The organism is Streptomyces sp. NPDC031479 (genome assembly GCF_055581065.1).
Genome location: NZ_JBVIKC010000040.1, coordinates 1 through 11,309, shown reverse-complemented (window position 1 = coordinate 11,309; position 11,309 = coordinate 1). Strand labels below are relative to the sequence as shown.

General features: G+C 72.6%; 9 protein-coding genes. 2 read left to right on the top strand and 7 right to left on the bottom strand.

Features of this window, described 5'->3' with window-relative positions; genetic code table 11:
* Nucleotides 1–3: 3 nt before the first annotated feature.
* From ACZ5D2_RS31565 to ACZ5D2_RS31545, 5 genes are read right to left on the bottom strand one after another with little or no spacing between them, the layout of a single operon-like run.
* The gene (locus ACZ5D2_RS31565) at nucleotides 4–1,098 is read right to left on the bottom strand and encodes an alpha/beta hydrolase (RefSeq protein ID WP_371675375.1); all 1,095 of its coding nucleotides are present in this window, start codon (nucleotides 1,096–1,098) and stop codon (nucleotides 4–6) included.
* On the bottom strand, nucleotides 1,095–1,916 hold the full coding sequence (locus ACZ5D2_RS31560) for a 2-oxo acid dehydrogenase subunit E2 (protein ID WP_371675374.1): 822 nt from the start codon (nucleotides 1,914–1,916) through the stop codon (nucleotides 1,095–1,097). The genes ACZ5D2_RS31565 and ACZ5D2_RS31560 overlap by 4 nt, the downstream gene beginning before the upstream one ends.
* Nucleotides 1,913–2,140 (bottom strand): acyl carrier protein, encoded by a 228-nt coding sequence (locus ACZ5D2_RS31555; RefSeq protein WP_371675373.1) that lies wholly within the window; start codon nucleotides 2,138–2,140, stop codon nucleotides 1,913–1,915. The genes ACZ5D2_RS31560 and ACZ5D2_RS31555 overlap by 4 nt, the downstream gene beginning before the upstream one ends.
* The gene (locus ACZ5D2_RS31550; protein ID WP_371675372.1) at nucleotides 2,137–4,167 is read right to left on the bottom strand and encodes an HAD-IIIC family phosphatase; all 2,031 of its coding nucleotides are present in this window, start codon (nucleotides 4,165–4,167) and stop codon (nucleotides 2,137–2,139) included. Before ACZ5D2_RS31550 ends, ACZ5D2_RS31555 begins: the two co-directional genes overlap by 4 nt.
* An 8-nt stretch (nucleotides 4,168–4,175) precedes the next feature.
* Complete coding sequence (locus tag ACZ5D2_RS31545; RefSeq protein WP_371675371.1) at nucleotides 4,176–5,207, bottom strand: 3-oxoacyl-ACP synthase III family protein; 1,032 nt, start codon at nucleotides 5,205–5,207, stop codon at nucleotides 4,176–4,178.
* A 201-nt stretch (nucleotides 5,208–5,408) separates the two neighbouring features.
* Between ACZ5D2_RS31545 and ACZ5D2_RS31540 the strand changes: the two genes are divergently transcribed.
* Both ACZ5D2_RS31540 and ACZ5D2_RS31535 read left to right on the top strand, forming a co-directional pair.
* Entirely contained in the window at nucleotides 5,409–6,629 is a 1,221-nt protein-coding gene (locus ACZ5D2_RS31540) for a cytochrome P450 (protein WP_371675370.1), read from the top strand.
* On the top strand, nucleotides 6,623–6,853 hold the full coding sequence (locus tag ACZ5D2_RS31535) for a ferredoxin (RefSeq protein ID WP_371675369.1): 231 nt from the start codon (nucleotides 6,623–6,625) through the stop codon (nucleotides 6,851–6,853). The genes ACZ5D2_RS31540 and ACZ5D2_RS31535 overlap by 7 nt, the downstream gene beginning before the upstream one ends.
* Nucleotides 6,854–6,962: 109 nt before the next feature.
* Here the strand turns inward: ACZ5D2_RS31535 and ACZ5D2_RS31530 are convergent, their stop codons facing one another.
* The gene (locus ACZ5D2_RS31530; RefSeq protein ID WP_371675368.1) at nucleotides 6,963–8,174 is read right to left on the bottom strand and encodes a cytochrome P450; all 1,212 of its coding nucleotides are present in this window, start codon (nucleotides 8,172–8,174) and stop codon (nucleotides 6,963–6,965) included.
* Nucleotides 8,175–8,400: 226 nt separating this feature from the next.
* Nucleotides 8,401–11,309 (bottom strand): type I polyketide synthase (locus ACZ5D2_RS31525; protein ID WP_468934108.1); only part of this gene is annotated, 2,909 nt, incomplete at its 5' end.

Genomic DNA, 11,309 nt, shown 5'->3' with positions numbered 1-11,309 from the left:
GCCTCAGGAGCGGAGCGCGGCGAGCCTGCGGCTCGTGCGCCGGGCGAACAGCGCGTACCCGAGGGCGGCGCGCGGCAGGAAGTGCCCGCCCTTCATGCGCAGGACCGACTGGAAGCCCCACATCTGCATCTCGGGCAGGTGGTGCGGGGCTCCGTGCACGTCGTCGTACTCGACGAGGCGCAGGTCCCGTACGTGCCGGCGCAGCCGCTGCGGGTCGGCGGCCGGGATGATCTCGTCGCGCAGGCTCGCCGCGTACGCCAACGGCACGTCCAGTGAGGCGAGCTGACGGTCACTCAGGGCCCAGTCCCGGATGTGTCCGCCCACCGCGGGGGAGGGGACGCCGGTCAGGTGGGCCAGGGTGTCGACCGTGATCCGGGGCACCCGCGCCTGCCAGGAGGCGTCCGTGAAGAAGTCGTGGACCGGGGCCCCGACCGTCATGATGCCCTTGATCCGGGGGTCGTCCAGAGAGGCCCGCAGGGCCATGTGCCCGCTGAAGCTGAGCGTGATGCAGTAGGTCTGCGACACGTCCGCCGAGTCCTTCACGGCGTCCAGCAGCCGGGGCAGCAGGCGCCAGCTGTCGGCGTCGTAGCGCAGCGTGTTCTCGCCGACGCCCGGCAGCTCCGTGACGAGCCCCGCGAAACCCAGCCTGGACAGGCGGGTGAGCAGGGGCGCCCACTGCTCCTTGATGCTGACGATGCCGCCCATGAAGACCAGCAGCGGACGCCGGTCACCGCGCGACAGTCCGCTGGTCCAGCAGCCGACGGAGCCCTCCGGAGTGTCCACCTCGATGCGTTCGATACCACCGGCCTCCTTGCGCCAGTGGTCGAAGGCGCGCACGCAGCGCTCCAGGGCCTCGCCGCGGGCGGGGCCGTCCACGTAGGGGAAGCGGGCCATGTTGTAGTGGCGGCAGGCCTCCAGGTACCGGCCCTCCCTCTCGAACCGTTCGCCGGCCCGGCACCACTCGCCGGCCCAGGATCCCTCGCCGCCGTCCTCGTCGGTGTGGACGCGGCCGAGCAGTTCCCCGAAGTGGTCCGGCGGCAGGGACTGGGCGAGGGCGTGCGCGCCCACGTACTGCTTGAGCTCTTCGATGTCGTTCATCGGCCGGTGAGGGCGTCCGCCGTGGTGCCGGCGGGCAGCCCCTCCCCTCCCTCGGGTGTGTCCGGGAAGCCTTCGAGGCGTTCCTTGATCTCGGTGAGGACGTCGGCGGCCTCGGCCCCGTCGATGACCCGGTGGTCGAAGGCCAGGTTCAGGCGCATCACCGGAGCCACCGTGACCTGCCCGTCCCGTACGACCGGCCGGTCCACGACCCGGCCGACCCCGAGGGTCACCGTGGTGCCGCCCACGGAGTGGAAGCCGTCGACGGCGCGGTGGCCGAGCGAGGTGACCGCGAACGTCCCGGTCCTGGCCGCCCGCGCCCCGAGCGGCCGGGTCGCCCTGCGGAACAGCGCGCGGCCGAGGGGCACGGGCAGCCGGTGCAGCGCGCGCAGGCCCGCGAACTCGGGCATGGCCCCCGGATCGCCGTCGCGGTAGTGGTCCACCTGGCGCTGCACCTCGTCCAGGTCCGCCCGGTCGAGGTCGGGCAGGACCGCGCCGAGCACGACGCGCCGGCCGTCGAGACGCCGGTCCAGGGCGAGCTTCGCGCTCGCGCCGGCGTAGGTGACGGTACGGGGCAGCAGGCGGCCGCCGATGGCGCTGTTGGCCTGGGGGTGGGCGGCGATGACCCGGGCACCCGCGTGCAGCACGTAGCTGACCACGGAGTACCGGCGGCCGGCCGCGACGGAGGCCGCCCGGTGGCGCCACACCCGCCCCATGTCCACCTCGGTGTCGAGGAACACCGGCGCGAACGCCTTGGCCTCCTCCAGGAAGTACAGCGTGTGCCGCCGCTCCCGGGCGACGGGGGACCGCTCCCCGCTCACCCGGTCACCGCCACGTCGTACAGCCCGCGCAGGGTGGTGGCCTCCAGGGCGTCCGGCAGGGACAGGGAGCGGCCCTCGGCGCGCTCCAGGGCGCCGAGCAGGGTGAGGAGGTGGATCGAGTCCCAGCCCGCGATCTCGTCGAGCGGCCGGTCCACGTCCGCGTCGCTGATGGCCAGTCCCAGGTCGTCGCGGACCAGGGTGATGAACCCGTCGATGGATGTCACAGGGTCTTCCCTTCGGATGTCTCGACGCAGCTCTCGACGCGGGACCCGTCGGGCGTCGCCGTGTGCGTCTCTTCGTAGGTCTCGGTCAACAGCACGTGGCCGGGCGTCGGCGGTACGGAGACCAGGTCGTGCCGGTAGAAGCGACTGCCGTCGCGGTCGCGGTCGCCGTCGGGCTCGCCGTCGTCCTCGCCCGCCGGCCCGAAGCCGTTCTGCGGGTAGAACCCGCGGACCTTGGCGTTCTTCGGGCTCTCGCGGAAGGCGGCGACCACCTCCCGCGCCCCGGCGGCCCGCGCCCGCCGCAGCACCGACGCCAGGGCGGTCTGCTCGACTCCCCGGGCGAACACCCGGCAGCTGAGCAGGAAGTTGTCGATGTGCACGGTGGCGCCCTCGCGCCGGGTGAACACGGCCCCGATCAGACCGTTGCCGCCGAACCGGTCCGCGGCGTGCACGGCCAGCACCTCGGTGTCCGGGGCCGCGGCCAGCTCCTGCACGGCGGCGGGCTGGAGCCGGCGCGTGGTCAGGTTGAACTGGTTGGTGCGCAGGGTCAACTGGGCGACGCGCGGTACGTCCCGCTGCTCGACCGGGCCGATCCGCACCCGTACGCCGAGCTCGCGCAGGTAGTCCTGGAGGGAGTCGAAGGTGTGCAGGAAGTCCTTGCGTTCGGCCTCGCTGCGGTACAGCGCGGGGCGCGCCCGGTCCTCCGTCGTCAGCTCACGGGTGTCGAACCAGCCGTCCCGCAGCAGCTTCCCGACGTGCCCGGCCGGCTCCTCGTCCAGGGGGACGACGGCCACGTCCGGCAGCTCGTGCCGCACGAGACCGCACTCGTAGGGGCTGTCGTCGACGAACACCATGCTCTCGACGCCCAGGTTGAGGTCCTCGGCGAGCTCCCTCAGGTTCTCGTGCTTGGGCTTCCAGTTCACGGCGAAGCGGACGAAGTCCTCCTCCCGCAGGACCATCTCCGGGTGCCCCGCGACGACCTCGCGGACCGGTTCCAGGTCGTTCTTGCTCACCGCGGCCACCAGGACCCCCTGCGAGGAGAGCTGCTTGACCACCTTCTGGAAGGCCCGGAACGCCTCGCCGCGCGGGCTGTCGGCGACCTCGATGCCCTCCGCGCCGTCGTCACCGAGGACACCGCCCCACAGGGTCTGGTCCAGGTCGACCGCCAGGCACTTCCTGGTCCGGCCGGCCACGAGCCGGGCCAGGTGTCCGGCCTCCCGGGCGTAGCGGGAGAGCATCGCGGGGGAGAGGTGGGCCTTGGCGTAGACGCTCAGCCTCGGGTCCGTGACCGCCACGCCCTCGGCGGCGATCGGGTCCAGATCGAGGACGACCAGCTCCGGGTGGGTCTCGGTCAGGCGCAGCAGCCGGGTGTTGGCCTCGCGCCACAGGGCGCCCAGCCGGGCGCGGGAGCGGTGGTCGACGAGCTGGGCGGCGAGCGTGCGGGGCAGCGGCATGGTGTTCAGCACGAGCGTGCCGGTGCCCGCGGCGGCGAACCGGATCGTGAGCCCGTCCAGCAGGGCCGTCTTCTCCGCGAGGACGGCCTCGACGTCGGCCGGACGCCACGGCGTCGGCAGCTCGTCCACGACGATCATGGGGTCGAGCAGGCACAGGGCCAGATCGGGCCGGGCGGCGTGCAGGGGGCTGTCGGGGTCGGTCAGGTCGAAGACGTACGAGTCGAAGTCGCAGACCAGCGTACGGATCACGATGCCGTGCCGGGCACCCTCCAGGGCGAGGGCCGGGACGAGCGGCGACAGCGTTCCGTGGCCGGTGACGGCGACGGTCAGGGACGGCAGCGCGGGGTGTTCGCGCAGCACGTCGGCAGGATCGACGCGGGAGAGCAACTGGGCGGCCCGTGCGGAGTCGGCCTCCGGCAGCCGCGCCAGGAGCGCCCTCAGCCGGGGGAACTCGGCGGCGAGGCGCCCGCCGCGGTGCAGGGCGAGCAACTCGTCGGCGGCGGTGCCGGGGGTGCCGGGGGCGCTGGGGGAAGCGGAGGAGGGGGCTGGGACGGGGACCTCGGGAACGGAGGACATGACGGACGTCAGACCCCTTCCAGCGCGAAACCGGCCTTGATCCACTTGCTCGACTCGATGGCGATGCCGATCGCCCGCTCGCCCGGCGCCAGCCGGTCGAGGGCCCGCTCCAACTGGAAGAAGACCAGCGCGTTGGCGTTGTTGCCCGTCTCGTTGACGCAGGAGACCTCCTGGGCGCCGGCAGCCCCCAGCCGCTCCACGATCCGCCGGGTCATCCGGCCGGACAGCTGCGGCGGCAGCAGGTACGTGACGTCCTCCCGACGCCAGTCCAGGTCGTCCAGCAGTTCCTGGAGGGTCTCCTCGGACATCTCCGGGACGCGCGTCTCGATCGCCTTGTAGTCCTCGGTGGCGGCCGGCCGGTCCGAGTCGCGGTCCACGGGCCCGAACCATTCCATCGTCGCCCCCGCCGGCCGGTTCAGCCCGGTCAGCCGGGTCCGCACGGACACCAGCTCGCAGCGGCCCGCCGTGGTGTCGGTGGTGAGCACCGCCGCACCGGCGCCGTCCCCGAACAGCACGTAGTTCACCAGCTGGTCGGGCGGCAGCCGGTCCAGCCGCGCGTCGCAGTCGTAGAACCGGGCGAGCACGTCGCCGCCGATGACCAGAGCGGTACGGTGCCGGCCCGTCTGGAGCAGCTGGTGCGCCACGTCGAGGGCCTGGACCGCGCCCGAACACCCCGACTGCAGCTGGTAGGTGGCCACGTCGTCGATGCCCAGCACGTCGCAGATGACGTTCACCGTGGCCGGCATGAGCTGCTCCGGCGTGGCCGTCGCCATCACGACGAGGTCGATCTCCTCCGGCCGGACCCCCGCGGACTCCAGCGCCCTGCGTCCCGCCTCCACACCGAGCTCCGAGAGCGAAGCCCCGATCTCACCGGTCTCGATGTCGACCGCCAGATGACGGTGGCGCGTCCCGATGAACGCGTCCACCCACTGCTCCCACAGGGCGTCCATCCCGAACCGCCGGGCCAGCGCGGCATTGTCGACGGGAGGGCCCGGCAAAGCCGTTCCCACCGAGAGGATCCGGATGTGTGGAGTGTCCACGGTCTGCTCCTTTCCCTGGCTTTTCTGCGGCCATCATCCGAAAGGGCGCTTCCGTGCAGCTAACGCGGAGCTTTCGCGAACTCCCGCATTACCCGGCGCTAACGCCCGGGTCGGACGGGCTTGCGGCTCCCTCCCGGGTGCTCCTTGACTTCTTCCGGCCGTGGGAGGAATCCCGCGCACACGAGAGGAAAGAGGAACGCGATGGAATTCACCACCACGCGGAGCCCGTCCGACGCACCGCCCTTTCCGCAGCCGCGGGTCTGCCCCTATCAGCCGCCGCCGGAATACGAGCGCCTTAGCGGGCAGGGGCCGCTGTCGCGGGTCACCCTCTTCGACGGCCGCGTCGTATGGCTGGTCACGGGCTACCCCGAAGCCCGGCAACTGCTCGCGGACCGGCGGATCTCCGCCGACCGGCAGCGCCCCGACTACCCGGCCGTGGCGCCGCGCTTCCAGGCCGAGGTGGCCAAGCGGCTGGTGCTCATCGGCATGGACCCGCCCGCCCACGACGAACACCGGCAGCTGCTGAACCCGTACTTCAGCCGGAAGCGGGTCGAGGAACTGCGACCGGTCGTCCAGGGCATCGTGGACCACTACGTCGACCGGATGCTGGAGACGGGTCCGCCCGCCGACCTCGTACGCGATTTCGCGCTGCCCGTGCCCTCACGGGTGATCTCCGAGATCCTGGGCCTGCCCGCCGAGGACCTGGAGTTCTTCCAGGAAGCCTCCCGGTGCCTCCTGCAGGCCACCACCCGGGAGGAGTCCCAGAAGGCGGGCGGTGAACTCGTCGGCTACCTGGACCGCCTGGCGGCCCTGCGGCGCACCGAACCCGGCCCGGGACTCATCGGCCTGCTCGCCCGCGAAGAGGTCGAGGCCGGCCGGCTCAGCCACGCCGACCTCGTCCAGATGGCCCTCGTCATCCTGGTCGCGGGCCACGAGACCTCGGCCTCCACCATCGCCCTGGGCACCATCACCCTCCTCGATCACCCCGAACTGCTCGCCCGGATGCGGACGGACCCGGCCGGCGTCCCGGCCGCGGTGGAGGAGATCCTGCGCTGCGTGGCCGTGACCGACCTGGCCGGCGTACGGGTCGCGACCGAGGACGTCCCCGTCGCCGGCGAGGTGATCCGCGCGGGCGAAGGGGTCCTGCTGTCGGCGACGATGGCCAACCGGGACCCCCGCGTCCATGAGGAGCCCGCCGTCTTCGACACCGGCCGCACCGGCCGCCGGCACCTCTCCTTCGGCTACGGCATCCACCAGTGCCTGGGACAGAGCCTGGCCCGGATGGAGCTGGAAGTCGCCTTCGCCACCCTCTTCGAGAGGATCCCCACCCTCCGCCTGGCCGTCCCCGCCGACCGGCTGCCCACCCGGCCGCCCGGCAGCGGCACGGTCCAGGGCGTCAACGAGATGCCGGTGACGTGGTGAACGACGAGGAGCGCGGCGGCCCCCGGGTCACGGCCGACCGGGAGACCTGCATCGGGGCGGCCCAGTGCGCCTACAACGCCCCCGCCGTCTTCGACCAGGACGACGAGGGGTACGTCGTCGTGGTGGATCCCCGCCCCGCCCCCGGGGAACACGAAGCGGTCCGCGAAGCCGTGGACCTCTGTCCCGCCCGGGCCATCACGTTCGGCGCCGGCCCCGGCCGGTAGCGACCCCCGCCCCGACCCGCTCCGACCCGTACCGCCCCCGCCCCCACCCGTACCGACAGCGAAGCCCCGGAGGCCCAGGCCTCCGGGGCTTCGCTGTCGGTACGGGCACTCAGGACCCGCTGCCGCCGGCGCCCCACGCCACCGGAAGCGAACCGAGGGTCCTGATCTGCATGCCCTTCAGCCACGCCACGTCCTCGGGAGCCACGTCGAGCCGCAGGTCGGGGAAACGGTTCAGCAGGGCGAGGACCGCCACCTGGAGCTCCAGCCGCGCCATGGCCGCACCCGTGCAGTGGTGCACCCCGTGCCCCAGGGACAGGTGGGTCCTCCCCTCCCGCCGCAGATCCAGCTCGTCCGGGTTCTCGAACGCCCGCGGGTCCTTGTTCCCCGCCGGCGTGGCGCACAGCACCGGCTCACCGGCCCTGATCAGCTGCCCGCCGATCTCCACGTCCTCCGTCGCGTACCGGGCGAACACCGTGTGCGAGACGAGCGGGACGAAGCGCAGCAACTCGTCCACGGCCTGCGCCACGATCTCCGGGTTCTCCCGGAGCAGCCGCGCCTGACCGGGGTGCGACAGCAGCGTGTACATGATGGACGCCAGCTGGGACGCCGGAGTGTCGTAGCCGCCGATCAGCAGCATGTACACCAGGTCGAGGAGCTCCTCGTCGGTGTAGGCGCCGTCGGCGGCGACCTCCAGCATGCCGCTGATCAGGTCGTCGCCGGGCTCGGCACGACGGCGTTCGATCAGCTCGTGGACGTAGGCGCGCAGCTCTCCCAGTTCGACCGCGATCTCGTCGTTCGACAGCTCCGTCCGGCCGAAGAAGCACTGCATGCGGCTCTGGAACCGGTCCCGCTCCGCGTACGGCACGCCCAGGAGCTCACAGATGTTCAGGGCGGCGAACGGATTCGTGAACGCGGTCACGAGATCGGCCGACGAACCCTCCTTGGCCATGTCGTCGATCAGCTCCTCCGCCACCTGCGAGATCCGCGGCCGCAGCTGCTCGATTCCGCGGTTGGAGAACGGCTTGGAAACCAGACGGCGCAGCCGGCTGTGCTCCGCCCCGTCCGCCCCCATGATGCTGCCCCCGATGGGCACGGGCGCCACGCGCGCCTCGTCACGGCCCTGGGCGGCGGCCCGGCTGAACCGCTGGTCCCCGAGGACCGACTTGATGTCCTCGTACCGGCTCACCAGCCACGCGTTCTCCCCGTACGGAGGGGTGACCCATACGGGACGCCCGTGCTCCAGGAGTTCCCGGTAACTGTGGTCGAGGTCGAGGCCTCTGATCTCGGTGAAGGTGAACGGGACGGGAATCCGTGCGGTCATCGGGATTCTTCCTTTGCGGTAGGGACCCGCATCACCATGGTGAGGCGCGTGGGTGTTTCCAGCGTCACAGCCCGCGCTAACCACCGGCTTACCCGCTCCTTTCCGGTACGCCATTTCCGTGGATTGCGGCAGCGGACCGGGTGGCGAATGGAGGTGCGGGAGGAAATGCCGGAGGGCGGACCGGCGGCCGGTGCCGCCGATCCGCCCCCATGGTGAACCGGACCGGTCAGTCGAGGTCGCTGTCGATGAATTCGAAGAGGTCCTCGTCGGCGGCGGCATCCAGCCCGTCGGGGAAGGCCGCCCGTCCGTCCGGGGCGGGCGTGCCGTCCGGCCCCTCCGAGGCGGTGGCGAGCCTGGTCAGGAACGCCTCCAACCGGGCCCGCACGCGGGACCGCTGGTCCGCGTCGCCGGAGATCTCCTCGAAGCCCGCCTCCAGGGCGTCGAGCGATGACAGGGCCGCGCTCGGCACCTCCTCGGCGAGCCTCTCCCGCAGGTGCTCGGCGATCGCGGCGGGCGTCGGGTAGTCGAAGGCCAGCGTCGTCGGCAGCCGCAACCCGGTCGCCCCGTTCAGGCGGTTGCGCAGCTCGACGGCGGACAGCGAGTCGATTCCCATGTCCAGCAGACCGCGCCCGGCCTCCACCGCGGCCGGCGAGGCGTGCCCCAGGACCTGCGCGACCTGACGGTGCACCAGCTCGGCCAGGAACCGGGCGCGTTCGTCCGCGTCCATGCCCATGAGCTGCTCCCGCACCCCGGTGGCCGCGGCGCCGGAGGTCCGGGTGGCCGCGGGTGTACCGGCGGCCGACGCCCGCACCAGACCCCGGTACAGGCCGGGGAGTTCGCCCGCCGCCGAGCGGTCGCGCAGCTCCCTCATGTCGAGCCGTACGGGAGCCGACAGCGCGGCGCCGCGTGCGAGACAGGCATCGAACAGCGTCAGCCCCTCGGCCGAGGGGATCGCCGCGATGGCCATCCGGCCCAGCCGGGCGCGCTCGCTCGTTCCGAGCGAGCGGGTGAGGTCGCTCTCCTCCGCCCAGAGTCCCCAGGCGAGGGAGGTGGCGGGGAGGCCTTGGGTGTGTCGGTGGGTGGCGAGGGCGTCGAGGTAGGTGTTGGCGGCGGCGTAGTTGGCCTGTCCGGGGGTGCCGAGGGTGCCGGCGATGGAGGAGTAGAGGACGAACGCGGTGAGGTTCTTGTCCTGGGTGAGTTCGTGGAGGTGGTGGGCGGCGTCGGTTTTGGGCTGGAGGACGGTGTGGAGGTGGTGGGGGGTGAGGGATTGGACGGTGGTGTCGTGGGTGGTGCCCGCGGTGTGGATGACGGCGGTGAGGGGGTGGGTGGGGGGAATGGCGTCGAGGAGGGTGGTGAGTGCCCGGCGGTCGGAGACGTCGCAGGCGGTGAGGGCGACGTGGGCGCCGAGTGCGGTGAGTTCGTTGGTGAGTTCGGTGGCGCCTTGGGCGGCGGGGCCGCGGCGGCTGGTGAGGAGGAGGTGGCGTACGCCGTGTTCGGTGACGAGGTGGCGGGCCAGGAGGGCGCCGAGCGTGCCGGTGCCACCGGTGACCAGCACGGTCCCCTCGGGATCGAAGCGGGGGGCGTCCGAGGCCGTGTCCGCCGGAGCGGCACGGACCAGTCGCGGCGTGAGGAACATCCCGTCGCGCAGGGCGAGTTGCGGCTCCCCGGTGGCGAGGGCGGCATGAAGGACCTCGGGCGTCGGCCCGTCGGTGCCGGTGGCGACGTCGCTGTCACCGTCGATGTCGAGGAGGACGAACCGGCCGGGGTGTTCGGCCTGGGCCGAACGCACCAGACCCCACACCGTCGAGGCACCGAGCCCGTCGACACCGTCACCCGGACGCGCCGCCACGGCCCGTCGGGTCACGCACACGAGCCGCGCGCCATCGGTCCGGTCCTCCGCGATCCACCGCTGGACGGCGGACAGCGCGTCCTGAGCGTTGCGGTGCGCCAGGGCGACCGCGTCCTCACCGGGCTCCGCCGAGCAGCCGAAGGACACGACGACGGCCTCGGGAACGTCCTGCGACTGCCGCCCGTCCGGGTCGACGGACACCCACTCCACGTCGAACAGGGAATCCCGGTGTGAGTCCGCGGACGAGCGCAACTGCCGTGCGTCGAAAGGGCGCAGGGTCAACGAGCCCACCGTGACGACCGGCGCGCCCGAGGTGTCCGTGAGCTCCAGGGCGACGGACCCCGCCGGCAACGGAGAGATCCGCACCCGGACGGACGCGGCGCCCGCGGCGTGCAGCCGTATCCCGTTCCACGCGAACGGCAGCCGCAGCACGCCACCGTCCTCGTCCTCGCCTTCGCCCTCGCCGTCGCCGGCACGGCCGTCCGCGGCCCGCAGGCCCAGGGGGTGCAGGGCGGCGTCCAGGAGTGCCGGGTGCACGGCGAACAGGGCGTCGTCACCGCGCAGCGCCTCGGGCAGCTCCACCGTGGCGAACAGCTCCCCTCCGGCCCGCCACACGTCCTTCAGGCCACGGAAACCGGGCCCGTAGTCCTGGCCGCGGGCGTCCAGCAGCTCGTACACCTCCTCGGCGCGCACCCGCGTCGCCCCGGCCGGGGGCCAGGGGGTGGGGGCGGTGGACGCGTCCTGCTCCACCTCCTCCGGCCGGAGCAGGACACCGACCGCGTGCCGGGTCCAGGGGGACCCGTCGGTTCCGTCGGGTCCGGCCGCCACGGAGGTCCGGGAGTGGACGGTCAGCCGGCACCGCCCGGTGTCGTCGGGCTCGCCGAGCAGCAACTGCAGCTGGACGGAGGAGTCTTCGGCTACCACGAGTGGTGCTTCCAGGGTCAGTTCCTCCACGAGGGTGTGCCCGGTACGGGCACCCGCGCACAGCGCCAGATCGACGTAGGCGGTGCCGGGCAGTACGGCCGTGCCGTGCACCGCGTGGTCGGCCAGCCAGGGGTGACTGCGCAACGACAGCAGCCCGGTGAAGAGGTGCCCCTGTCCGTCCCCGAGCTGGAGATCCGCACCGAGCAGCGGGTGATCGGCGGCACCGAGACCGAAATCGGTGGCGTCCCCCACCGTCACCGGGGTGTTGATCCAGTGGCGTTGGCGTTGGAAGGGGTAGGTGGGGAGGGGTGTGGTGGGGGTGTTGGGGTTGTAGAGGTTGTTCCAGTTGATGGGGTGGTTGG